19 protein-coding genes and 1 pseudogene are annotated in these 24,256 nt (G+C 42.1%); 16 read left to right on the top strand and 4 right to left on the bottom strand.

Going from position 1 to position 24,256, the window contains the following annotated elements:
- Positions 1-209 precede the first annotated feature (209 nt).
- Together ACEW80_RS01660 and ACEW80_RS01655 are read left to right on the top strand one after the other, a co-directional pair.
- A complete protein-coding gene (locus ACEW80_RS01660) occupies positions 210-356 on the top strand; it encodes a type II toxin-antitoxin system PemK/MazF family toxin (RefSeq protein ID WP_373524927.1) in 147 nt (48 codons plus the stop codon).
- Between the two features lie 317 nt (positions 357-673).
- Positions 674-1,399 (top strand): hypothetical protein, encoded by a 726-nt coding sequence (locus ACEW80_RS01655; RefSeq protein ID WP_373524926.1) that lies wholly within the window; start codon positions 674-676, stop codon positions 1,397-1,399.
- A gap of 25 nt (positions 1,400-1,424) precedes the next feature.
- Here the strand turns inward: ACEW80_RS01655 and ACEW80_RS01650 are convergent, their stop codons facing one another.
- The gene (locus ACEW80_RS01650; RefSeq protein WP_373524925.1) at positions 1,425-2,567 is read right to left on the bottom strand and encodes a quinone-dependent dihydroorotate dehydrogenase; all 1,143 of its coding nucleotides are present in this window, start codon (positions 2,565-2,567) and stop codon (positions 1,425-1,427) included.
- Positions 2,568-2,644: 77 nt separating this feature from the next.
- Between ACEW80_RS01650 and ACEW80_RS01645 the strand changes: the two genes are divergently transcribed.
- The 7 genes from ACEW80_RS01645 (at position 2,645) to ACEW80_RS01615 (ending at position 8,893) form a co-directional block, all read left to right on the top strand.
- Positions 2,645-3,070, top strand: a complete 426-nt coding sequence (locus tag ACEW80_RS01645; protein ID WP_373524924.1) for a GNAT family N-acetyltransferase — start codon at positions 2,645-2,647, stop codon at positions 3,068-3,070.
- A gap of 141 nt (positions 3,071-3,211) precedes the next feature.
- A complete protein-coding gene (locus ACEW80_RS01640; RefSeq protein ID WP_373524923.1) occupies positions 3,212-6,136 on the top strand; it encodes a GAF domain-containing protein in 2,925 nt (974 codons plus the stop codon).
- A 675-nt stretch (positions 6,137-6,811) separates the two neighbouring features.
- The gene (locus tag ACEW80_RS01635; RefSeq protein WP_094350216.1) at positions 6,812-7,006 is read left to right on the top strand and encodes a DUF2256 domain-containing protein; all 195 of its coding nucleotides are present in this window, start codon (positions 6,812-6,814) and stop codon (positions 7,004-7,006) included.
- Positions 7,006-7,959 (top strand): isoaspartyl peptidase/L-asparaginase, encoded by a 954-nt coding sequence (locus tag ACEW80_RS01630; RefSeq protein ID WP_373524922.1) that lies wholly within the window; start codon positions 7,006-7,008, stop codon positions 7,957-7,959. Before ACEW80_RS01635 ends, ACEW80_RS01630 begins: the two co-directional genes overlap by 1 nt.
- A gap of 517 nt (positions 7,960-8,476) precedes the next feature.
- Positions 8,477-8,572 (top strand): type II toxin-antitoxin system HicA family toxin, encoded by a 96-nt coding sequence (locus ACEW80_RS01625; RefSeq protein ID WP_373524921.1) that lies wholly within the window; start codon positions 8,477-8,479, stop codon positions 8,570-8,572.
- Between the two features lie 16 nt (positions 8,573-8,588).
- Positions 8,589-8,669: a hypothetical protein gene (locus ACEW80_RS01620; protein ID WP_292704493.1), complete on the top strand. Its 81-nt coding sequence runs from the start codon at positions 8,589-8,591 to the stop codon at positions 8,667-8,669.
- Positions 8,669-8,893 carry a type II toxin-antitoxin system HicB family antitoxin gene (locus tag ACEW80_RS01615; protein WP_373524920.1) on the top strand — a complete coding sequence of 75 codons (225 nt, stop codon included), beginning with the start codon at positions 8,669-8,671 and terminating at the stop codon, positions 8,891-8,893. Before ACEW80_RS01620 ends, ACEW80_RS01615 begins: the two co-directional genes overlap by 1 nt.
- A gap of 66 nt (positions 8,894-8,959) precedes the next feature.
- On the opposite strand, the gene murD is transcribed toward ACEW80_RS01615, so the two are convergent.
- Both murD and glyS read right to left on the bottom strand, forming a co-directional pair.
- Positions 8,960-10,432, bottom strand: coding sequence for a UDP-N-acetylmuramoyl-L-alanine--D-glutamate ligase (murD, locus tag ACEW80_RS01610; RefSeq protein ID WP_373524919.1), 1,473 nt, complete (start codon positions 10,430-10,432; stop codon positions 8,960-8,962).
- A gap of 84 nt (positions 10,433-10,516) precedes the next feature.
- Positions 10,517-12,670, bottom strand: coding sequence for a glycine--tRNA ligase subunit beta (gene glyS, locus ACEW80_RS01605; RefSeq protein WP_373524918.1), 2,154 nt, complete (start codon positions 12,668-12,670; stop codon positions 10,517-10,519).
- Positions 12,671-13,692: 1,022 nt separating this feature from the next.
- Between glyS and ACEW80_RS01600 the strand changes: the two genes are divergently transcribed.
- Both ACEW80_RS01600 and ACEW80_RS01595 read left to right on the top strand, forming a co-directional pair.
- Complete coding sequence (locus ACEW80_RS01600; protein ID WP_373524917.1) at positions 13,693-14,982, top strand: glycosyltransferase family 4 protein; 1,290 nt, start codon at positions 13,693-13,695, stop codon at positions 14,980-14,982.
- Positions 14,983-15,509: 527 nt separating this feature from the next.
- Positions 15,510-17,084: an efflux RND transporter periplasmic adaptor subunit gene (locus ACEW80_RS01595; protein WP_373524916.1), complete on the top strand. Its 1,575-nt coding sequence runs from the start codon at positions 15,510-15,512 to the stop codon at positions 17,082-17,084.
- Between the two features lie 201 nt (positions 17,085-17,285).
- Here the strand turns inward: ACEW80_RS01595 and ACEW80_RS01590 are convergent, their stop codons facing one another.
- Positions 17,286-19,202, bottom strand: coding sequence for a heavy metal translocating P-type ATPase (locus ACEW80_RS01590; protein WP_373524930.1), 1,917 nt, complete (start codon positions 19,200-19,202; stop codon positions 17,286-17,288).
- A 246-nt stretch (positions 19,203-19,448) separates the two neighbouring features.
- Between ACEW80_RS01590 and ACEW80_RS01585 the strand changes: the two genes are divergently transcribed.
- From ACEW80_RS01585 to ACEW80_RS01565, 5 genes and pseudogenes are all read left to right on the top strand, one after another.
- On the top strand, positions 19,449-20,567 hold the full coding sequence (locus ACEW80_RS01585; RefSeq protein WP_373524915.1) for an AAA family ATPase: 1,119 nt from the start codon (positions 19,449-19,451) through the stop codon (positions 20,565-20,567).
- A gap of 366 nt (positions 20,568-20,933) precedes the next feature.
- Positions 20,934-21,125 (top strand): annotated as a pseudogene (locus tag ACEW80_RS01580) (MerR family transcriptional regulator); the annotation flags it as partial.
- Between the two features lie 227 nt (positions 21,126-21,352).
- Complete coding sequence (gene folD, locus ACEW80_RS01575; protein ID WP_373524914.1) at positions 21,353-22,234, top strand: bifunctional methylenetetrahydrofolate dehydrogenase/methenyltetrahydrofolate cyclohydrolase FolD; 882 nt, start codon at positions 21,353-21,355, stop codon at positions 22,232-22,234.
- 124 nt (positions 22,235-22,358) lie between these two features.
- Positions 22,359-23,291, top strand: coding sequence for a geranylgeranyl diphosphate synthase CrtE (crtE, locus tag ACEW80_RS01570; RefSeq protein WP_373524913.1), 933 nt, complete (start codon positions 22,359-22,361; stop codon positions 23,289-23,291).
- Positions 23,292-23,460: 169 nt separating this feature from the next.
- Positions 23,461-23,916: a divergent PAP2 family protein gene (locus tag ACEW80_RS01565; RefSeq protein ID WP_373524912.1), complete on the top strand. Its 456-nt coding sequence runs from the start codon at positions 23,461-23,463 to the stop codon at positions 23,914-23,916.
- Positions 23,917-24,256: the final 340 nt, after the last annotated feature.

Genomic DNA, 24,256 nt, shown 5'->3' with positions numbered 1-24,256 from the left:
TCCGCTCCTGAAGGGGACTTGACGCCACGCTCACGTGAGCTAGATCAAATTCTTCGTTTAGCCGCCTAGACCACCAGTTGCAACTTTTTGATACTTAGCTCAGGAATTTAATTTCTGGGTCAATTTCTGCAAAAGTATAGGAGGAGACGCTAGGCGATCGCAGTCTATTCCTCAACGAAGCCATACAATATTATGTCCCAGAAGGCGGTTTGGAGGTTGATTCGGTTGTACTTCTCAATCAGATTCGCTCAATTGACAAGCAAAGGCTGATTAAACGCCTGGGAATGCTGCACCAAGATGCAATTGCACAGGTAGATAGAGCAATTCAAATCAGCCTTGGTTTGGTGAAGCTTTGAGGCAATGTCTGGCGACAAGCCCTACCCCTCAATATTGTTCGATTAAGGTACACAGTCCTTAATGATCCCCCTTAATCCCCCTTAAAAAGGGGGAAATAGAACCAATCTCTTTTACCCACTTTTTAAGGGGGTCGCCGGAGGCGGGGGGATCTTAATCCAAGCGTATTGGAATTTGTAGGGTTTTGGAGTGCAACATTTGCTTAGTCTCGGTTTTGCCGACAATTTTGCCCCAACTTTGCTAAAAGATACAAAAAAGTGACCAAATTTTTGCCAATATAATAATATTATTTCCCCAAATTCACTTGGCAAAAATCGGCATGAGTGAAAAACCCATAGAAAATAACGGCAAGGCTTTTCTCGTTCTGCTTTTGCCCCTCTCGTTTTTGATTATTTTCCTAGTTACCACATGGAGACTATTACTAGCGTTAATTTTGCTGGTAATTGGCTTCAAGCTTTGGCAGGAATATCAATGGCAACAGTGGACTGTGCGAGTTAACCCAATTTTTCATCAGTTGGTTCGGGAAAATCAGGGCAGACTTACGCCAATGGACTTGGCAATTAAGGGCAATTTTCCGGGAACAACGGCAAAACGCTACTTGGATACTAAAGCTTCGGAATTTGGTGCCAGTATACTGAACTCTGAAGATGCAGGGCAGTCTTATTACTTTATAACTGCCAGCATTCTCGGCAATATCCTTGACAGTAGTGAGCCTGTTAAAGAATTTACTGCTCAACCAGTTACTAAAACTGCGCGATCGCTCCTAGCACCACCGCCAACCCCACAGGAGGAAGAACCAGAAACCGAATCACTCCCACAGCCAACCCATGAGCAAGCTAAACGATCGCTAGAAAAACAGTTAGTTTTTGGCTCTCTGATTCAATCAGAACTTGCCAAACGCCTAAATGTCTATTCCAGCACCGTTTATAAACGGCGAAACGATCCAGAGTTTCCTGAATGGAGTCGCAACAAAGACCCTGATGGTATTGCCTGGTCTTACTCGGAAAAAACTAAGGAGTTTTTCCCAGTGGAGGAAGAAGGTTAAACAATTCAAAAATCAAAAATATTAATTACTTTTGATTTTTGAATTCTAAACCCACAGCTTCGCGGATGGTAGTTAATTTGTTTTCTTCTAGTTTGTCTAGCAAACCTGCTAAAATTCGGCGTACCATCACTGGCCCTTCGTAAATCCAGCCTGTGTAAACCTGAATCAGGCTAGCACCAGCAGTAATTTTTTCCCAAGCATCTTCAGGAGAAAAGATGCCACCAACGCCAATAATTGGGATTTGTCCTTGGGTTTGCTGCCAAATAAACCGAATTACCTCAGTGGAGCGATCGCGCAGTGGTTCACCGCTAATTCCGCCTGCTTCTAACTGGGGTGATTTACCCGTTTGGTCAATCACCTGGGTTTTTAATCCATCACGGCTGATGGTGGTGTTAGTGGCGATAATTCCTGCCAGTTGGTAGGTTTTAGCCAAAGAAATAATGTCAGCGATCGCTGACCATGATAAATCTGGCGCTATCTTGACAAACATTGGTTTTTGTGTAGTATTTTCTTGTTGCAATAATTCCAAGATGGCACTGAGCATGGCAGCATCTTGGAGCGATCGCAACCCTGGTGTATTGGGAGAAGAGACATTAACAACAAAATAATCTCCCAAATTCTTGAGTAAGCGAAAACTATCGAGATAATCCTGTGCGGCTGCTTCTAAAGGAGTTATCTTAGATTTACCCAAATTTATCCCTATGGGTATTGACTGAGTTAACTCCTGTTTTTGCTGTGTCAAACGTGCCGCCATTGCTGCTGCACCACTGTTGTTAAAGCCCATCCGATTGAGAGCTGCTTTATCCAACGGCAAGCGAAACAAACGGGGACGGGGATTTCCTGGCTGTGCATGAAAAGTTACAGTTCCTAATTCCGCAAAGCCAAAACCCAGGTTAGACCAAATTCCAGCAGCAACGCCATCTTTATCGAACCCAGCCGCTAACCCTACAGGATTCGGGAAGTTTAGACCAAACAAATTTTGTTCTAGACGTGAATCGTACAGACACAGAGATTTTTGTAGGCGTTGGTTTACCCAACTAGCAGGAGGGCTAATATTTCTTTGTGATAGCCAGCTAAAACTGCGGATTGTCTGCTGGTGTAACCACTCTGAATCGGTTTTTACCACATTGAACAAAAGCGGACGAATCGCAAACTTGTAAATATTCATTAACTTCTATAAAGAATGAATTATGTACGAGTGGGTAATGAGTATTGCTCAAAACCTTACCCAGAAGCAAAATTAGGATGATTACAATTCAGGTAGAACAGGAAGTAATTCAACAGGATCGGATGACCGTCATCCAAATGATTCGCCAGTTCAATCAACATTTTTTTCCGTTGTCGGAGTGGCAACCTATAGCAGTTTTCGCACGAGATGAATCAGGTTTGATTGTTGGTGGAGTTCTGGGTGAAATCGGTTGCGATTGGCTTTATATCAGAGTCCTGGTTGTTCAAGAAGACTTACGTAGCCAAGGAATTGGCAGCAACATCCTGAGAATTGCGGAAAAAGAAGGTCAAAAACAAAACTGTGTAGGGGTTCATCTTGAGACATTAGAGTTTCAAGCTAAGGAATTTTATGAATCTCAAGGCTATACTGTATTTGCTTTTCAAGAAAATTACCCCCTTGGGCATCAAAGATACTTCATGCAAAAGTTATTTAATCTGAGTTAAACAGGAAACACGATTATGTTGGTTGTTTATCAGGAAAAGGAGCAAGCCTGTGTTCTGCCTATTAAACAATTATGACGATATTACTCAGAGTCCTTTTCTGGGCATCTTATATATTACAAGCTATGTTAAGCAATAAATCAGATGGGGCAGTCGCAAAAACCTATAGCCGCCGAACAGCAGATCATATTGTTGGGGCGCGTCCTCCAGAGCCTCAGGGAAGAAGATGATGTTGACGTTTTAATTGAAACTACTATTTCTTATCTCAAAGAGCAGTTTGACTATAGGCTGATTTGGATTGCTCTTTACGATCGCCTAAATCACATATTATTTGGCAAAGGGGGCATGACACCTGATCATGACACGAGCTTTTTACGACAAAGGGTTGTGCTTAGTCCTGGGGATTTATTAGAGCAGGTGGTAATTGAACAGCATCCTTTGGGCGTAGCTGATTTGCAAACTGAAATCCGCGCCGCCGAATGGCACAAAGTTGCTGAAAAATTCCATATTAAAGGAACAATTATTTTACCAATTCGCTATAAAGACCGCTGCTTAGGTTTGCTGTTACTAGGTTCAGAACGCTGGGGCTACTTACTAACAGGGGAAGCCAAAGCACGTTTAATGATGGTTTTAGGCGAACTGGGGGCCGCGCTGTATCAAAATGAAATGCATTTGCAGCAAAAGCAAACCAAGCGAACGGACGAGCCATTATTAGAATTGCTAGAAAATGTCCGCACCCTGACTAACCTTAATCAAAGACTTGAAGCAGCCGTGCAAGCAACTCATAAATTTGTCTTCCCCAACCGGACAAATATTTACTGGTTTGATCGAGAAGGGCGCTACTTTTGGTGTCGGATGAGCAATCAGCTGGTTAAAGTTGATCGCGATTCCAGCATTCAGCAAGCAGCGGGAATGACTGTACAGGAGTTGAGCGACTTTTATTATGCTTTGGCAGTTAACAAAATTGTCTCGATTGGTGATGCACGCAGTTCTTTAAAGAGCCATTTTACGGCAAAATTGCTGCAACGGTTGAAGGTGCGATCGCTCCTGGCCGCTCCAATCATCTGGCAAAAAAACCTATTAGGTTTTCTGGCGGTGGAAAGCAATGAACCTCGGATCTGGACGGAGACAGACAAAAATTTTGTTCAAGGCGCTGCTGGCTTACTTTCCTTGGTTGCACCAACCGAAAACATGGAAAGCACCATCAAACAGATTCAAGAAGATGCCCAACTGACTAGCCAAGTTGCCCAAGGTATCTATAGCGAACACGACCTTCAGGAAACCTTACGCAGCTGTGCTAAAAGAGTTTTAGCTAGGCTTGGTGCCACCCGTTTTTTAGTATTGCAGTACGACTCTGAGCAGAATAATTATCAATTTATTTACCAAAGCCAGCCTTATAATCGCCGATCGTTGACATTTACCCTTAATAGTCTCAAAGAATTAGATGGGGAGCTTTTACAACGTTCAACTCAAGCGGTGGAGATTGAAAACTTAGACGAAGATTTACGCTTTTTTAACTGGCGTCCCTTGTTGTTAGAAAATGGTGTGCGATCGCTACTTGTTTGTAAATGCACTCACGGTTATCTACCAACAGCGCTTTTGGTGATCACTCACGAAACTCATCGTTCTTGGACAACTCTGGAAAAAGAATTGCTATGGGCTGTTAGTCAACAGATTGGTGTAATTATTCGTCAGTGGCAATTGCACAACCGTACCACCCAGCAGCAAAAAGTTTCCCAGGCATTTGAGCAATGCCTACACATCCTGACAGAATCCCAGAACAGCAAAATCGAGGTCGAAAAAAAGCATTTAGAACGCACTGCACTCGAACAAATAGCATCAATTTTGGGCTGTCCTCTTGCGGTACTGCTATCGTGGTCGCCTGGTGAAAGTTGGGCAGAAATTATCCCTGGAGTGATTGCCAATAGCCAACTGGGGATTTTTTCCGATGCCTCTATTTCTGTCCAGGCTGATGCCTTAATTCAGTGGGCACTTGCTACGGAGAGTTACCTGACTTTGAAGGTAGATAGTTTACCCCCGGAAACTCGAAAATGGTTGAATGCTCCAGACAAAGGTCAAATTTTAGTGATGGCATTATGTACCAACGCTGATTATGAAACTACAGGTGTAGTGTTGTTGGCAGACTATCAAGAGCGTCGCTGGTCTGAAGAAAGCCTTAGTGCTACAGCAATGCTAATTTCTCAATTAGCCTGGTGGCGTCGTCAAAAGCGAATTACCCAACTTTTAGAGTCCACAACAGAGGAATTACGACAACTCAATTGGTACAAACATCGTCGTTTAGAGGAAATTCAAAGAATAACGGCGCAGTCCCTTAAACAAATACATGATTTGGGCATTCCTGCTAATGAACTAAATCAGATGCGCTATCAGTTATTGCTGCGGCAGTTAGATCATACAGCCACTTCGATGAGTGGACTGCTGAAACTAGAGCAGTGGCAGCTACACATGAGTTGGGAAACTATGCCTATAGCCACATTATTGAAGCGATCGCTCGAACGCATCGAAAATTTTGTTAAACAACAAAAGCTGTGGATTGGTGTACATGGTTTGGGACAAACAATTGAGGAGCAAGGATCGCCAAAAAGTTCTTTATTAGCCAGAGGCGTTCCTAGCTCTAGCGCTCAACCTTTGATGGCGATCGCTGGTGATATTGTCAAAATTGAATTAGTTATCCATGAATTGTTGGTTGTTGCCTGTAACCGTTCTCAAATCGGCGGCAGAATTGATATTTGGTGTCGTCGCTTAGATAAGCTTAAACCCGTAGATCCCAAAGATGATTCTGCAAAGGTAGTGGCTGATCATCAGGCATTGCTAGAGCTATCGATTACATACAACGGTGCGATCGAACCACAGTTACTTACAGAACTACATGATAATACACCCAAAGATGTGCTTGCTCCTTCCAACCTCGACCAACCACCCGCTTCACATCTGTTAATCTGCCAAAACCTGATGCAGGAACTAGGAGGAGAGTTAAATTTCTATCAATTACCAGATAATCGGGTAGTCAGTCGCTTGTTGTTGCCGTTAGCTGGTAATGATTCTTAGTACTATTTTTCCAAGCAAGTGTTAAGAAATAAGCTTGAGTTAATAAAATTAAGTTCTGGAAATTTTTACCTATTTGCAACATTTTAAACATCCTTTGAGGCTTGAGGCTTCCTTAGTTAATTCAGTGAAATTACCATTAGATGCCAAATAAATATAACTCTTCTCTGCTGAAACCAAAATACCATAAATGGTATTAATAATTTCATGAACAAACTGATTTAAACTATTACTTTGCTTAAAATTGGACTTTTTACATTTTTATATAAAGATGTCCTTAAATACCGTGTTAATCGAAATCAAAATTCACTTGAATTTACTGATTTGCCTCAACATTTTTGAAGACAAGTATTGACCGTATATCCTTTCTAAAAGGACAAGCAACCAAGTTATATTTACATAGTTATTTTTCATATTATTTCCAAATTTTTTCTAAGTATTATTATGGAATTTCTCAAAATGCAATAAAAGTAGCGATCGCTAAACCAAAATATTTGATGTTTACCCTTTTCCAACTGCCTAAAGTTGCATCTTTTCAAGGCAAATACCCCAAAAGTAAGTCTAAAGATAGATTGACATTACATTTATTCGCCGAAATGATCTTCCCTTTGTAGCAAACTGGTTATAATTGTCTTCCATCTCTTTCACAAATCAGATTCTTATTTACATAGTATTTATATGGGACGTGTTCGTTCTAAATCTGACCTACCGACAAAAATCTGTCCGGTATGTCAACGTCCTTTTACATGGCGTAAAAAGTGGCAAGATTGCTGGGACGATGTGAAATACTGCTCAGAACGTTGTCGTCGTCGCCGTTCTGAAGCTCAAAATGAAACTAACCGCAACACAGACGCAAATAGCGCAAGGGATTAATGGAGTCACAGGTGCAACCTAAATTAATTATTCATGGGGGGGCTGGTAGTTCTCTCCACGGTAAAGGAGGATTGGAGGCGGTGCGCCGATCGCTCTATACAGTAGTAGAAGAAGTCTATTCTCTGCTGTTATCTGGAGCAACTGCCTCTGAAGCGGTGTTACAGGGTTGCCAAATGCTGGAAGATGACCCCCGCTTTAACGCTGGTACTGGTTCAGTACTACAATCTGATGGGCAAATTCGGATGAGTGCTTCTTTGATGGATGGCGCATCAGGGCAGTTTAGTGGTGTAATTAATATCTCGCGGGTAAAAAATCCCATTGAGTTGGCACATTTTTTACAAAACTCACCAGACCGAGTGCTGTCAGATTTTGGATCGGCTGAGTTGGCGCGGGAAATGCAAATTCCTAGCTATAACGCTTTAACTGATTTGCGGTTGCAAGAGTGGATAAAAGAGCGCCAGGATAATTTTAAAAGCACAATGGCTGGCGTGGTAGCAGAACCCGAACTGGTAGAAACCAGTAATGCTGGGCGCGGTACCATTGGCGTGGTAGCTTTAGATGCATCTGGTAGACTAGCTGCTGGCACTTCCACTGGTGGTAAAGGATTTGAGCGCATTGGTCGGGTAAGTGATTCCGCGATGCCCGCAGGTAATTATGCAACTAGTAATGCTGGTGTTAGCTGTACTGGAATTGGGGAAGATATCATCGATGAGTGTTTAGCCGCACGAATTGTAGTGCGTGTCACTGATGGTATGTCCTTGAAGGATGCTATGCAGCGATCGCTTGGGGAATCGCACCAGAACAAACGGGATTTGGGAGCGATCGCTTTAGATGTCAGTGGTGCGATCGCTTGGGGGAAAACTAGCGAAATCTTACTCGCCGCCTACCACGACGGCGAAAAAATTGGCGACACTTTGGAATGGAATGATAGTGAATTGATTGGCTATTGTTAAATTAATTGTAGGCACAGCGATTAATAAATTCGTGCCGGAGCTTACCTTTAATAATAGTGAGTTTTTTTACTTAGAAAGAAGTCGGAGCGGCAGCTACCTGCGGCAAATAGTTGCTATTTCTTCGGTTTGATAACGCCCTTTAAAAGCTTTTAGCGCCGCTCTTTTGAGTGCCACTTGATATCCTTGTTTCAGAATATCGAATTAATTCTGCTTGATTCAAGTAAAAACCACCAGATTTGCGGCGCTTGTTTATTTTGTTGATTTCACACACCGCATTTTCTATAGAAACATTGCTAGAACCAGTAGAACGTTTTTCAGCCTTCTGTTTAACCTGATGCGATCGCTTTGCACTTTTACGTTAGAATTTTGCACCGGATACGCAGCAGCTATTTGGTCTTGATGTTGGTGCTACAGATTTTAAATAACAAATAGCATTAGCACCATGCCCAAAAATAGAAAATCTGATTGACTTTTGATTTCTCAATTAGCAACTCTATCTGTACAGATAAGTAGTAGCATGAAAGTACGCGAAGTTATCAAACGACTAAAAGCTGATGGTTGGTATCTTGATAGAAATAAAGGTAGTCATCGACAGTTCAAACATATAAAGTAAACTTGGTACTGTAACAGTGTCTGGTAAGCCAAATGTGGACGTGCCAATTGGTACTCTGAAAAATATCTGGAGACAAGCTCAATTAGAGGAAGACTGATGCGTTATACTGTTGTGATTGAAAAGGGAGAAACTAGCTACGGCGCTTATGTCCCTGATTTACCCGGTTGTGTAGCTGTGGGTGAAACTTTAGAAGAAGTCAAGCAGATGATTGCAGAAGCTATTGAATTTCATCTAGAAGGAATGCTAGAGTATGGCTTACCTATTCCTAAACCTACAAGCATCGCTCATGAGGTTGAAGTTTTAAACTACAGCAAAACTTAAGTCTACGGCGTAATGCGATCGCATTTGACCACAACAAAAATCTCTATTTTGCTTATCAAGTTTGAACTATAAACTCTTGACTCTGGCAGGTTTGCAGCCTCCCGCCCAAGTAAGACATAACTGACGGAAATGCTCACCCCGCACTTCAAAATTGGGGTACTGATCGAAACTCGCACAAGCTGGAGATAGCAACACCACAGGCGCTTGATACTGTTTAGCTAATTCCGCCGCTCTGGGAACTGCTCTTTCCATCGTTTCCACAATCTCATAAGAATAATAACCGACTTCTTGGAGGCGTTGGGCAAATGCCGGAGCAGCAGAGCCAATCAATAACACAGCAGCAGCTAAAGAGTGAATTTTTGCTAGCCAAGCAGTATCATCACCTGGTTTAGCTTCTCCACCAGCAATTAAAATCGCTGGACTGTTCACCGATGCTAAACCAACTTCAGCAGCATCGTAGTTGGTGGCTTTGCTATCATTAATAAAATCAATACCTTCCCATGTGCAGATATATTCTAAACGATGGGCAACGCCAGGAAATTCACTAATTGCGCGGGCGATCGCATCATAATTAATTCCCGCTAATCGTGCTGTTGCTACTGCCATCAATAGATTTTGCTGGTTATGTTCTCCCACCATCTGCAAAGTAGATACTTTCACAATCGGTTCTGGTGCAGATGTCGCAGTCAACTTTTCCACAACCCAACCGTTTTCGATGTAAAAGCCTTTTTCGCTAATCAGGAAATCTTTTCCTTTCACACTTGTCCAATAGGCATTAGGCCAATAGCTTAAACCTAGCTTACTTAAGTAGGCATCATCGCCATTAAACACTTGCAACTCCGACTGACGCAACAACTTTGCTTTGATGTTGTAGTAGTTATCTAAAGTCTGATGGCGACTGAGATGATCCGGTGTAAAAGTCGTCCAGACACCGATACGGGGCGCAAGAGAGACGGAAGATTCTATTTGATAGCTGCTAATTTCTGCAATTACCCAATCGAGTGAAGGGTTGTCAAATTTTTCTCCTGCTCCCCCTGCTCCCTGCTCCCTGCTCCCTGCTCTTTGAGATAGGGCAACTTCACAGGCGGCGTAGCCAATATTACCGCAGGCGGGTGCATCTAATCCTGCTGTTTGGAAAATGGCAGCAATTAAAGCTGTGGTAGTAGTTTTGCCGTTAGTGCCGGTAATTCCTACCCAAGGTAGCGATGCCTGCGGCTGGCTGCGCCTACGCAAATTTCGCCAAGCGAGTTCTATTTCCCCAATGGTTTCAACGCCTAATTGGCGTGCCTTAACTAATACCGGAATATCCCAAGGCACACCAGGACTAACGACTATTAATTGCGGTAAATTAGCACCATTCAACTCTAAAGATTGCCCTAGTTTAACGGTTATTTGCTCGGCAGCGAGTTCTTGTTGTTGTTGTAGGAAGGTTTCGGAGGTGTTGCAATCACTTAGCTCTACCTCCCAACCTTCCAGTTTCAACAATCTTGCCGCAGCAACACCGGACTTTCCCAATCCAATTACAGAAGCTCTAGGCATAGATTGCAGCAGAGTGTCCCTGGTTAAGCACTACCCATATTAGCGTTTATCAGCAAAAATTACACAAATTTTTGTTGACCTACGTTACAGATTTTTGACGATCGCGCCAAAATCAGCTAAAACACGGGCATGATTGCGAACTAATCCGAGCAGATGTAAGCGATTACGTTTGACTTCTGGATTGGAGTCCATAACTAAAACGCTATCCGGGCCATCAAAGAAGTTACTAACTGTCGGCGCAATTTTTGTTAGTGCTGCTACTAATAGTTGATAATTTCGTGTCTGCTGTGCTGCTGAGGAAAGCGGTACTGATTCAACTAAAGCATTATACAAAGCTACTTCGGAAGGTTTTTGGAATAGTTCTTGATCAACTATGGTTGTTGGTTCTAACTGTTTTGTATTCAAGTCACCTTGGGCGGCTAATCGTGTGGAACGGTTAACGGTTTCGTAGATGTTATCTAAAGTACCGTCGTTGCGGATTTGTTGCAGATATAAGGCGCGATCGCGTACATCTAATAAATCCTTTAACGTCCGTTCTGTGTATTCTGGGTCATTTTCTCCCAAAACTGCATTTACCAAATCGTAATCAATTTGCTTTTCTTCTTGCAGTAAAGTGCGGATACGTTGCAAGAAAAACTCTTGTAATGCTGTTGTTAATGATGCCTGATCTTTATGATATGTTGCTGCAAAGTCTGTGGCTATTTGCGCCAATAAATCATCTAAATTTATTGGTAAATTATAAAACCAAGTAATTTTAACTACAGCATTTGCAGCCCGGCGCAAAGCAAAAGGATCAGAGGAACCGGAGGGAATTAAACCTAAACCAAAGATACTCACCAAAGTATCTAATCTATCTGCCAAACCGACAATTTGACCCGTGAGTGTTTCGGGTAAAATATCACCGGCTCCTGTTGGTAAATAATGTTGAAAAATTGCCTTTGCTACTTCAGCATCTTCACCACTGGCTAAGGCATACTTTTCTCCCATAATCCCTTGTAATTCTGGGAATTCATATACCATTTGTGTAACCAAATCTGCTTTACACAATAAAGCAGCACGTTGGATTTTTTGGCTTTGATTCTCGTCTAATTCTAATTGGCTGGTAATTTGCGCGGCAATTTTAACTATTCTATCTACCTTGGCACGTAACGAACCCAATTCTTCTTGGAAAGTGACTTTTTCTAACTGGGGTAAAAAGCTATCTATTGGCTTGGTTAAATCAGCTTCGTAAAAAAATCTGCCATCAGCTAATCTGGCACGAATCACCCTTTCATTCCCTACGGCAACAATATCTGCTTTATTAGGATCACCGTTAGAAATGGTGATGAAATTGGGCAATAATTCTTGCTGAGAACTATCTGATTTAAATACAGGAAAATAACGCTGATGAGTAACCATAACTTCAGTAATTACCTCAGTTGGTAATTCCAAAAATTCTGGTTCAAATTTACCGCCAACTGCGGAAGGATATTCTACAAGGTTGGTTACTTCCGCTAACAAGTCGGGGTAAATTAGTGTATACCCGCCTAAATTCTCTGCGACTGCCTTTACTTGCTCTTTGATCAAATTTGCCCGTTCATCGGGATCAACTGTGACATAAGCAGAGCGTAGCGTTGTGACATAATCAGTAGCCTGGGCAATTGTCACAGGTTCAGGATGCAAGACGCGATGACCTTGGGAAATGCGATCGCTTTTAATCGTTTTAGAACCATTCACTAATTCTAGAGGCAGCACCGTCTCATCTAGCAAAGCCACCAGCCAACGAATCGGTCGGGAAAACCTCGCATCCCCATTCCCCCACCGCATCAACCTCTTACCTTCCAAACCCCAAATCCACTGAGGAACAAATTCTGTCAAAATTTCCGCCACAGGACGGCCGAGAATTCTTTTTTGCACAAAGACAAATTCCCCTTTGTCAGTGGGGCGAACAAACAGCGCATCTAGTTCTACGCCTTGTCTATTGGCAAAACCTGTTGCTGCTGCTGTTGGCTGACCATTTTTAAAGGCCGCTTGAGCAGGAGGCCCTTTAATTTCTTCTTCTCGGTCTGGTTGCTGGGATGGTAGACCTTTAATTAATACCGCCAACCGCCGGGGAGTACCGTATACTTGGACACTTTCGCCCTTGAGGCTGTTTGCTTCCAGGCTTTGGGGAATGCGCTCCTGCCATTGCACTAAAGCATCACTGAGAAAACTTGCAGGTAGTTCTTCTGTACCAACTTCTAATAGAAACCCAGGCATAGGACACTGTTTTCAACTTTGCGTAGCTCAACTTTATCAGTTATTATCAGGCGATCGCTCGTGATTTTTAGGTAATTATAGTTTGAATGTTTCTTGTGAATCTTTAACCGAGTACTGTGGGTTTAAATTGATATCTTATCCAAAACTTCACAAAAAAAGTCTTCTCTTAATTGATTTATTAAATTTGCTACCGTAGTTTTATGCAGTATTTACTTATACACATTTCTATTGTAAGCTTAGGCTGTTTATAAATTTATATCTGCATGATGTCAATTAACTTTGGAGTTATGACAATGAAAAACATTTTCGCTAAAATACAACAATTTTGGCAAAAACTGGCAAAATTTCCCATACATAAGCATTTAGCGTACAAGGTGGCTTAGACTGCCAGAACCTTCATACTGCGGGCAATACGTTAAAAAAACCTTGTGGTCAACCTTAAGTGATGACAATGAAAAATATTTTCGCCCAAATCGCCGCCACTAGAGCAACCAGTGCTGCTTTCACTGTTGCTGTTTGTTGGTTCAACTTTAACTTTTATTCTCCGGTAACAGCTTCAAATGCCAAGCTATGCAGGACATGAACTACTTAAAAAAGTAGAGTAATCTTCAGTAAATACAATAATGATGACTTGGTTAAAAATACTTCATGTGCCAGTTTAAAGGGCGGAATAAGGGTTATATGCACAAGCGTAAATATAATGCTACAATCCCCTGAGTGTAAATTTAGGTATTAGTTAGAACTAACCAGACTAACGATTGTCATAATCACTAGAAACTAAAACCTATATCTATAAGAATCTAACCTATTTACACAAACTAAGATTTTGATTTTTAAATGTTTTATGATCTACAAAAATTATCTTTTAAAAACTAATACTAAAAGTCATAAACAATGCTTAACGCAATCTTAATCAAAAAAATATTGTAAGTTAAGAAAAGTAATAAAAGTAGCAACCACTACTTCCTATAAGTAATAAATCCGATATCTCGTACTGTCTTCATGAAATTCACAAATAGCTCATGCACATTCTTATTTATTCATATAACTATCATCCAGAGCCAATTGGAATTGCTCCGTTAATGACTGAATTGGCAGAAGGACTAGTAAAGCGAGGTCATGAAGTACGGGTAATTACCGGAATGCCCAACTATCCTCAGCGCGAGATTTATGATGGGTATCGAGGTAAATGGTACGTTACGGAACAAAAAAATGGCGTTACAATCCAGCGAAGTTATCTCAGGATTAAGTCTAAACCTAATCTTGTAGATCGGTTGTTGCTGGAATTGAGTTTTGTTTTCACGAGCTTGCCACAAGCCCTCAAAGGCGGACGTCCCGACGTGATTATCTTAACAGTTCCACCTCTACTAGCTACATTACCTGCAACACTACTTGGTTGGTTATACAACTGCCCAGTAATTCTAAATGTGCAAGATATTCTACCAGAAGCTGCCGTGCGTATCGGGCTACTGAAAAACAAGTGGATGATCCGAACTCTTGCAGCCTTAGAGAAATTTGCATATCGGACTGCACACACAATTAGTGTGATCGCTGATGGGTTTAGTGAGAATTTAGTGAAGAAGGGAGTACCTGTTAATAAAATTGTTTGTATTCCTAATTGGGTAAATGTAAATTTCATTCACCCATTACCTAAAGAGAGCAACTCCTGGATATCTAGCCATCAATTAGATGGGAAATTTGTAGTCCTGTATTCAGGCAACATTGCTCTAACCCAAGGTTTAGAGACAGTAATAGAAGCAGCAGTTTGCTTGCGTCATATCAAAGAAATTGTCTTTGTTATCGTTGGCGAATCAAGAGCATTGCAAAGATTGCAGGAATATTGTCAATTAAATGGAGCAGATAATGTTTTGCTGCTACCGTTGCAACCGCGAGAAAAACTACCCGAAATGCTAGCAGCATCTGACGTGGGACTGATTGTGCAAAAGGGCAATGTGATTTCGTTCAATATGCCTTCAAAAATACCACTGCTGCTGGCAAGTGGTCGCCCGATTGTGGGTTCAGTTCCCGCCACTGGTACTGCTGCCAAAGCAATCGAACTTAGTGGTGGTGGTATAATTGTTGAGCCAGAATCACCCGATGCAATGGCCGCTGCGGTGTATGATTTATATGCTAATCCTACTTTAGGGGCAAAGCTAGGTAATACAGGGAGACAGTTTGCCAAAGAAAACTATTCCTTGGAGCAAGCACTTAATCGATATGAAGTACTATTTTATCATGTTGTTACTAACCCAAAATCAACTGTAGGTATCTTACCAAAACTGGATTCTAAGAAATCGGTTGTAGATAGTTGAAGAAGATTGGGCATTAGGGAACCATTACCTTGCGGAGGTTCCCGACACTCAATGACTCGCTATCTGTTGAAGCAACTGGCGTCATGGGGATTTTTTTACAAAAATGCGATCGCTCCATAGCTTTTTCTTCCCTAAGATCAGTATTCACTATTACTTAAGAGCGATAAACTCATTACCTTGTACCAATCACTTCTACTATGTGGTTATAATGCAAGCAAGCACTTGCAAACACTTATGGAGAACCTATGCATTAAATAGGGTACACTGTCCTCAGATATAGAGGCGCTTCCTCTATGGGCCAAAACCAAGGTTTATAAATCATCCGTATAAATAACTTATAGGAGTTAGATAATGTACAAATTAACCACGATCTCTTAAGTAAATTTGTTCGTTTTAGATGCTGGACATCCTGAGCGATATTTATCTCCAATTTATAGAGAAAAAATGGTTAAAAAACTATTCAAATAGTGTTTTTTTAGCCAAGAGTAGATTGCCCAAGCGTAAATCCACAAGACGAGAAAACAAAGATGTCCCATTCTGAGTTCCCAGAATCTCCCCTTCCTATTGAGCTAGAACAACCTGCTGTTACTGATTCTAGTCAAGAGTCGCAACCATTGCCAGAGCGATCGCCTAAGCCACCTCAAAAGCGACGTTGGCCTTTGCTGTTGGGAATTGTCCTGTTAATTGCAGGTGTTGGTTTTGGTTGGCGCTGGTGGCAAACTAGCAATACACCATCGGGTGCTGAGGCAGCCGGTCAACCGATGGCAATTCCCGTCAAGCTAGCAACCGTAGAAACTCGAACTGTGCAGGAAAGTTCGGAGTTTCTTGGTTCCTTGGAAGCTCCACGATCAGTAATCATTAGACCACAGGTTGAAGGACGAGTTACCCAGATTTTGATTAAAGAAGGCAACCGTGTTCAACAAGGGCAAGTTATTCTTAGCCTGGAAAGTGATAATGTTCAAGCTCAATTATTACAAGCTAAAGGCGGACTCGAACAAGCCCAGGCACGTCTTGCGGAACTCAAAGCGGGTACTCGACAAGAAGAAATTGCCCAAGGTAGAGCGCAATTAGCCCAAGCCCAAGCTCGTCTTACAGATGCTCAAGCTGGATCGCAACCAGAAGAAATTGCCCAAGCTGAAGCTCAAATTCAGTCAGCCAAATCTGATGTGGAACTAGCACAGTCACGAGCCAAGCGATACGCACAATTGAGAAAAGAGGGTGCAGTCTCCCAAGATGTCTTAGAAGGATATGTTAAAGAACAGCAAAGTGCTGAAGCTGCTCTTGTCGTAGCCCAGAAACGCCTAGATCAAGTGCGCAAAAGTAGAAATTCTAGTATCAATGAGCTAGGTGGTGCCCTAGAACAACAGAAACAATCCTTAAGGCAACTAGAAAATGGTTCCCGCCCAGAAGAAATTGCCCAAGCGCGATCGCAAGTCACTCAAGCAAATGCCCAAGTCCAAGCTGCTCAAGTTCAACTGCAATACACAAAAGTCCTAGCTCCTTTCACTGGCATTGTTGGTGATATTCCCGCAAAGGTAGGAGATTATGTGGAAAAAGCAGATCAACTCACTACATTGACTAGAAATGACTCTTTAGAACTGAATATTTCCGTTCCGTTACAAGAAGCCCAAAAGCTACGCTTGGGATTACCAGTGCAAATGCTGGACGCTCAAGGCAAACCCACAGCAAGGGGTAAGGTAAGTTTCATCTCCCCAGATGCTAGTTCAGATTCGCAGACAGTTTTGGCTAAAGCCAATTTTGGTAACTCTAGACGCCAGCTGCTCAATCGCCAGTCGGTGCAAACTAAAGTTATCTGGAACCAACGTCCAGGAATCTTAATTCCAGTTACAGCAATATCTCGCCTGGGTGGAGAGACTTTTGTATTTGTGGCTGAAGCACCGAAGGAAAAGCCTCAATCTGAAGCGCCATCTTTGGTGGCTCAACAAAAGTCCGTGAAATTGGGAGTTATTGAGGGGAATAATTATCAAGTTCTCGAAGGACTAAAAGCTGGGGAGAAAATTGTTGTTTCTGGGATTCTCAACCTAACCAATGGCGCTCCCATCGCTCCTGCACCAAAAGAAGTGGGGAGTCGGAGTTTTTAATTATTTGTACCAATCGATAACTCAATACGGTTCAGTTAAGGAGAATCGTAGGTTGGGTTGAGGCTTTACGAAACCCAACCTACGCAGCTTAAGGTTTTTTGCGCTAACTGAACCGTATTGATCGATAACTACCAATTGAATTACCTGAAAATTGCTGTCAACGAACCGCCCAGGCGCAGAGGACACAGAGAGAATGATGGTTTATTTCAGCAATCTCAGACCACTGAGGGTAACTAACACTGTGGAACCTTCGTGGCCAATGACACCAATGGGTAGGTTAATATTTCCGAGAAAGTTGCCCACCAAAAGCAACATAATGAAACCCAACGCTACGACTATATTCTGTTTGATTATGGCTTGCGATCGCCTACCCAAATGTATCGCCACGGCAATTTTTTCTAACTTGTCTGCCATCAGTACTATATCTGCGGTTTCCAATGCCACATCACTACCAGATATTCCCATCGCTATACCTACAGATGCTTGCGCGAGGGCTGGTGCATCGTTGATCCCATCGCCTACCATTGCCACAGTTTGATATTGTTGCTGTAGACAGCGGATCACATCCAGCTTATCTTCTGGTAATAGTTGAGCATATACCCGATCAATTCCGACTGCTTTGGCGACACTGTGAGCAGTTTCTTCGTTATCCCCAGTTAACATGACAATTTGTTCAATTCCCAGTTTCTTTAACCGGGTAATAGTTGCGGCTGCTTGCGATCTTACTTCATCTGCGATCGCAATTACACCCATAACCTCTGCCCCTCTGCTTCCTTGTGCTACCCAAACTACAGTTTTACCTTCTTGCTCCAAAGATTGAGCTATTTCTCGCAATTCTTCAGGTAAATTTGTGGCATACTTTTGCACAAAAACAGCATTTCCCACAATTACCCGTTGTTCTTGGGCGATTCCGACAATTCCCTGTCCTGGTATAGCTTGCACTTGAACTGCACCAACCCAATCTAAATCACCAGCCGCCTGCACAATTGCCTTACCAATAGGATGTTCTGAGTAGGATTCCACACTAGCTGCGGCTTTTAATACATTTGCTTGAGTGTATTCACTAACTGAAATTATCTTGAATACCTGCAACTGTCCTGTTGTGAGAGTACCAGTTTTATCAAATGCGATCGCTCGAACTTTGCCAATCTTCTCCAACTGCGCCCCATTTTTAAACAAAATCCCCTGTCTTGCACCATTGGCGATTCCTGAAAGCAGTGTGGGCATAATTGCCGCCATCAGCGCACAGGGAGAAGCTACCACCAGGAAGGTAAGGGCGCGATAAATCGTTGTTTCCCAATCCCAACCCCAAAGAAATGGTGGTAAAGTTGCTAGTAATATCCCGGCTACTACAATGACTTTGGCATATCCTTTCTCAAAGCGATCGATAAACTCTTGCGAAGGTGGTGCTTCAGTCTGCGCTTGTTCTACTAAGCGAATCACCCGCTGAATTAAACTGCTTTGGGCTGGTTTGTGTACCTTAATCTGCAACGCACCATAGCCGTTGAGTGTGCCGGCAAATACTTCTGCACCGATTGTTTTTTCTACAGGTAAAGACTCGCCTGTAATCGCAGCTTGATTCAGGGTGCTGTAACCAGATAAAATGATCCCATCAGTAGGAATTAGTTCTCCAGGTTTGACGACAATTTTATCACCAACTTTTAGCTGACTGATAGAAACTTCCGCTTCCCTTCCCTGATGTAAAACCCTTGCTGTATCTGGTGTCAGGCTCATCAAACTGCGGATACTCCGCTCAGTTCGCTGCATTGCATAGCCTTCTAGTGTGCCACTGATGGCAAAGATCAGAATCAAAATTGCCCCATCAATAATTAAATGATATTCTCTTCGCCATAAGCCGAGACTAGCAGCACCAATCGCTGCCACAATCATCAACAAATCTACATCGAGTTCTTTTTCTTTGAATAAAGTAGTCAATCCTTCCCGCGCACTTTCGTAACCACCAATTACGTAAGCAGCAGGTAGCAGTAAGAATGCTAATCCGAAAGCGCCAAGATGTAAGGCAAACCATCCGAGAAATAGCAGTAAGCCACACAAAAGGGCGGCTACGGTATCTGCGTGTTCTCTGGTGAATTGGCTAAAACGCTGGGGGTAGAGCATGAGAGGTGAATTAACTGGGACTCTTTCAGGATAAACCTTGACATTGATGTTAATGTCAAGGCTTATAATAATTTTGAAACGCATAGGCGCTTCGCCTTCCCGCAGGGTAGGGGCGCTGAGGGAAGCGCAAAGTTACACAGAGTTAAATTTTTGTCTGTCTTCTGGGAGTGTTTTTCAAAAGCGGGATGTGGGTAAATGAGACGATTTAACTGTTAGCTTTAAAATTGCACTAGGAGAAAAAAATCTATGTTGAAGCGAATATATATTGATAACTTTCGTGGGTTGGTAAATTTTGAGATGAATTTTGACTCAATTAATCTGTTTCTTGGTGGTAATGGAACAGGTAAATCAACTGTTTTTGAAGTCTTGCGGAGAATTCAACTTTTTATAAGTGGCGTCGCTAAGGTAGAAGGACTTTTCCCAATTTTTGACTGCACTCGCTGGCAAACTTTACCAATTCAGCGTTTTGAAATAGAAATTGACGGAAATGATGGCAATTATAAATATGAACTTGCTATTGAACACAATCTAGAAGATCGCCATGTACAATATGAACGTTTATGGTTTGATAACCAACCTTTATTGAAGTTCGAGATAGGCGAAGTTCAAACTTTTTATGACAATCATTCAGTCGGTCAAAAATATTCTTTTAATTGGTATCAGTCCATACTACCTTTCTTTATGGCAAATAATGACATCACAAAGCTGACCTGGTTCAAACACCGAATGGAGCGATTTATTATTGTACAAATTATTCCTAGTATGATAATTAATGGGAGTGAAAAAGAAGAAGTCCAATTGAGTCCTAAAATGGAAAATTTTATTTCTTGGTATCGTTATATTTCACATGATCAGGGCAAGGTAGCTGAACTAATGAATGTTTTAAAAAATGTTTTAGACGGTTTTGTTAGTTTTAAATTTGACCAGTTCGGCGTAGGCTATACAACTTTAAAGTTAAGATTTGCATCTGTTGTAAATATTAGAAATATTATTGATTATTACTTTAATGAACTTTCTGATGGACAAAAAGTATTAATTGCTCTGTATACATTAATATATTGCACTCAGTCTGAAGATTATACACTATGCATAGATGAACCAGAGAATTTTTTAGCTCTGCCGGAAATTCAACCTTGGCTAATTCAACTTTATGAGTTCTGTATTGATGGAAAAATACAAGCTTTACTAATTTCCCATCATCCTGTAATAATTAATTATCTTTTAGCTTCACCTGTCGGTTATTGGTTTGAGCGTCAAAGTAATGCACCTACACGAGTAAAACTAATTAGTAATGAAGAAACTCAAAATTCTGGATTACCAATTTCAGAACTGATTGCGCGGGGCTGGCTGTATGACCCAGAATAGAGTACAGATAGTAATTTTGTGTGAGGATCTACAACAGCAAGTTTTTGCATATCATTTTTTGAAAAAACGAGGCTTTAATATAAATCCAAAAAATCTTACAATTAGGACTTCTCCAAAAGGTAAAGGTGCAGGAGAGCAGTTTGTTAGAAAGCGTTATGCAGCAGAGGTTAAAGAATACCGTAGAAAAAACTATCGTTCAGGAATGCTAGTAGTGTTGATTGATGCAGATACTGAGACAGTAAAGGCAACACTGAAAGATTTAGATAATGCACTGATAGAAAATTCACAGGAACTTCGTAAGCCTGATGAGAAAATAGCAATCTTCGTGCCAAAAAGAAATATCGAAACTTGGATACATTATTTAACCATCAATTGGGACTGCTACCGCAACCAGTGCGATCGCCTAGCAATTACCGTCTCTACACCAAAAAAGATGTTCTGCGGTTACAACGGATTGTCGCACTTAAGCAGCAAGGGTTTCAGCTAAACCACATCCGCAATATTTTAGAGGTGGAACCAGAAACAGACACAACTACAAACCTGATGGGACAACTTCAGCTTATTACAGTTGAAGGGACTTTGGGAGGTGGCGCTTTAGCTGCGACTGCTTTGAATGCCTTGGTTGAGTCACTGATTGATAAGCCAGATTGTCATTGTTATCTCAGTTAACCTAATTCCTATGAAGCGCCTCAGTACAGGAGGCTCAGTGACTACCTTCTGCCTTTCTTCAGTCAATATTTTCACTCTGGACTTTGAACAAAAGACGAATATAGCTGGAAATTTTCATGGAAACAAAAACGGCCAAACTCCTAGATGGTAAAGCGATCGCTGCAAAAATTCAGCAAGAACTTTCTATTGCTATTGCACAATTACAACCAAAAATTGGCCGATCGCCTGGTTTAGCAGTGGTGATGGTTGGCGATAATCCCGCGTCAGCGGCTTATGTACGCAATAAAGAAAAAGCCTGCGCTAAGGTTGGTATTGCCTCTTTTGGCCAGCATTTTCCCGCCCAAACTACCCTTGAGGAGTTAGAAGAGGTAATTGCTCTACTCAACCACGATGAACGGGTGGATGGCATTCTCGTGCAGCTACCCTTACCTAACCACTTAGACGCTGTGACTCTGCTACATCAAATTGATCCCGATAAAGATGCCGATGGACTGCACCCAGTAAACTTGGGGCGACTAATACGAGGAGAACCAGGTTTACGTAGCTGCACCCCAGCTGGTGTAATGCGGCTTCTACAAGAATATGAGATTTCCTTGCCAGGAAAACAAGCAGTAGTGGTGGGACGCAGTATTTTGGTGGGTAAACCGATGGCGCTGATGCTACTAGAAGCTGATGCCACAGTGACGATCGCCCACTCGCGATCGCACGACCTCAAAACTATCACCCAAAATGCTGATATTCTAATTGCAGCAGTCGGTTATCCCGGACTGATCTCTGCTGATATGGTGAAACCGGGCGCTGTTGTGGTAGATGTGGGAATGAATCGCGTCACCGATGCTAATGGCAACAGTCGCTTAGTTGGGGATGTGGACTTTGAATCAACCGCCAGTGTAGCAGGATTTATCACCCCCGTTCCTGGTGGTGTTGGCCCGATGACTGTCGCCATATTGTTGCAAAATACATTTGCCAGCTATTCCAGAACGGCAAGAAAAGAGTAAGGAGTGATGAATTAAAAGTTAAGAATTATTATTGCCAACCCCTAACTCCTAATTTTTTCAGCTCCATAGCATCTTAAAATTGTGACGTATAAAACAAAAATCCCAAAATGTTAGGAATTTAAGAATGGTAGCAACTAATAACGTCCAAAAGACACCACCGGAGGAAGCCACATTTAACTTAGCAGTCTATCTAAGAGAGCGACAAAAGCTTTGTGATACTGCTTTGGATCAGGCTATCCCGATCATTTATCCAGAAAAGATTTATGAGGCGATGCGCTACTCGTTATTAGCTGGAGGCAAGCGTGTACGTCCCATTCTTTGCCTTGCTACCTGTGAAATGATCGGTGGAACTATTGAAATGGCTATGCCAACGGCTTGTGCTGTGGAGATGATCCACACAATGTCGCTGATTCACGACGATCTGCCGGCAATGGATAATGACGATTATCGTCGCGGTAAGTTGACGAATCATAAAGTCTATGGCGAAGATGTGGCGATTTTAGCTGGGGATGGCTTGTTGGCTCTGGCTTTTGAGTTTGTTGCTATTCAAACCCCCCAAAGCGTTCCTAGAGAGCTAGTATTGCAGGTAATTGCCCGTCTAGGTCGGGCGCTAGGGGCAGCTGGTTTGGTCGGCGGTCAAGTTGTCGATTTAGAATCGGAAGGGAAGTCAGATATTTCCCTAGAAACGCTGAATTTCATTCATCAGCACAAAACAGCTGCCCTTTTGGAAGCTTGCGTAGTATGTGGCGGTATCATAGCTGGGGCATCATCTGAAGATGTGCAACGATTGAGCCGTTATGCTCAACATATTGGGCTAGCATTTCAAATCATCGATGATATTCTGGATATCACTGCGACCCAAGAGCAATTAGGCAAAACAGCTGGTAAAGACCAAAAAGCCAAGAAAGTGACTTATCCCAGCCTTTGGGGACTTGAGGAATCGCGCTCCAAAGCCCAAGAGCTAGTTAAAGCAGCTTGTGCGGAATTAGAACCATTTGGGGAGAGAGCCAAGTCACTCCAAGCGATCGCTTATTTTATTACCAGTCGCAATAATTAGTACTGCTTTGCGAAATCCAAAATTCCAAAAGCTTACTCAATAAGCTTTTGAGCTATTTTGAATAGTTGGTCTGTTTTCACCGTAATGTACTAGGTTTATTTTGGGTTGAATCTAAATGTTTCCTCAACCAATAACTGCTGCTAATATTTATTAACCTAACCAAAATACCATGCAGGACATAGGCAACATTTTAGACAACCGGGTGCTGCTGGTTGCTCTTGTAGCTTGTTTAATTGCTCAAATATTAAAGCTTGTAATTGAGATTGTCAAAAATCGCAAACTGAATGTGCAGGTTTTAGTGACAACCGGAGGTATGCCCAGTGCCCATTCCGCTCTAGTTACCGCTCTAGCTGCTGGTGTAGGGCAAAAACTTGGTTGGGAATCTCCTGATTTTGCCGTTGCGATGGTTTTTGCCATCATCGTTATGTATGATGCCGCAGGAGTTCGCCAAGCAGCCGGTAAGCAAGCTCGTATCCTCAATCAAATGATTGATGAATTATTTCATGAAAAACCAGGCTTTAGCGAAGACCGTCTTAAGGAATTACTTGGACATACACCGGTTCAGGTAATAGCTGGGTCGGCTTTAGGTGTAACTATTTATTGGTTAGCTAGGTTTGCTTATTAACCAAAGTTGCGGGTTATCAAATACAAATTTACTATTAAATGCGGTTGCGCCTGGCGCAACCGCAACTTCGATTCAATCAAAAGTACAATTAGCGGATCAAAATAATTCGTAATTGATAATGACGCTCTCTACGAGACGCTGCGCGTACCTTGTTTCACCGTATAAGTACGCGGACTCCCTACCGATGCGCTAACGTAATTCGTAATTGTTGCCCCACGACTGAAGTTGCTTGCTCTGCAAAAGGAATTATCAAACAGAATTCAGGAGTCAGGAGTCAGGATTCAGAATGAATTCTGACCGAAAAAGTGGATGACTCACTGGGTTTAAGACACCCACAAAA

The sequence above is a fragment of the Nostoc sp. genome, from assembly GCF_041747015.1.
GTDB lineage: Bacteria > Cyanobacteriota > Cyanobacteriia > Cyanobacteriales > Nostocaceae > Nostoc.
Note: the sequence above shows the minus strand (reverse complement) of the source record. Positions and strands in the feature narration are given on the sequence as shown.

Bases quoted from the DNA above. Each gene is read 5' to 3' on its own strand.
- ACEW80_RS01655 (WP_373524926.1), top strand. From the start codon at position 674: ATGAGTGAAAAACCCATAGAAAATAACGGCAAGGCTTTTCTCGTTCTG.
- ACEW80_RS01650 (WP_373524925.1), bottom strand. From the start codon at position 2,567: ATGAATATTTACAAGTTTGCGATTCGTCCGCTTTTGTTCAATGTGGTA.
- ACEW80_RS01645 (WP_373524924.1), top strand. From the start codon at position 2,645: ATGATTACAATTCAGGTAGAACAGGAAGTAATTCAACAGGATCGGATG.
- ACEW80_RS01640 (WP_373524923.1), top strand. From the start codon at position 3,212: ATGGGGCAGTCGCAAAAACCTATAGCCGCCGAACAGCAGATCATATTG.
- ACEW80_RS01635 (WP_094350216.1), top strand. From the start codon at position 6,812: ATGGGACGTGTTCGTTCTAAATCTGACCTACCGACAAAAATCTGTCCG.
- ACEW80_RS01630 (WP_373524922.1), top strand. From the start codon at position 7,006: ATGGAGTCACAGGTGCAACCTAAATTAATTATTCATGGGGGGGCTGGT.
- ACEW80_RS01625 (WP_373524921.1), top strand. From the start codon at position 8,477: ATGAAAGTACGCGAAGTTATCAAACGACTAAAAGCTGATGGTTGGTAT.
- ACEW80_RS01615 (WP_373524920.1), top strand. From the start codon at position 8,669: ATGCGTTATACTGTTGTGATTGAAAAGGGAGAAACTAGCTACGGCGCT.
- murD (WP_373524919.1), bottom strand. From the start codon at position 10,432: ATGCCTAGAGCTTCTGTAATTGGATTGGGAAAGTCCGGTGTTGCTGCG.
- glyS (WP_373524918.1), bottom strand. From the start codon at position 12,670: ATGCCTGGGTTTCTATTAGAAGTTGGTACAGAAGAACTACCTGCAAGT.
- ACEW80_RS01600 (WP_373524917.1), top strand. From the start codon at position 13,693: ATGCACATTCTTATTTATTCATATAACTATCATCCAGAGCCAATTGGA.
- ACEW80_RS01595 (WP_373524916.1), top strand. From the start codon at position 15,510: ATGTCCCATTCTGAGTTCCCAGAATCTCCCCTTCCTATTGAGCTAGAA.
- ACEW80_RS01590 (WP_373524930.1), bottom strand. From the start codon at position 19,202: ATGCTCTACCCCCAGCGTTTTAGCCAATTCACCAGAGAACACGCAGAT.
- ACEW80_RS01585 (WP_373524915.1), top strand. From the start codon at position 19,449: ATGTTGAAGCGAATATATATTGATAACTTTCGTGGGTTGGTAAATTTT.
- folD (WP_373524914.1), top strand. From the start codon at position 21,353: ATGGAAACAAAAACGGCCAAACTCCTAGATGGTAAAGCGATCGCTGCA.
- crtE (WP_373524913.1), top strand. From the start codon at position 22,359: ATGGTAGCAACTAATAACGTCCAAAAGACACCACCGGAGGAAGCCACA.
- ACEW80_RS01565 (WP_373524912.1), top strand. From the start codon at position 23,461: ATGCAGGACATAGGCAACATTTTAGACAACCGGGTGCTGCTGGTTGCT.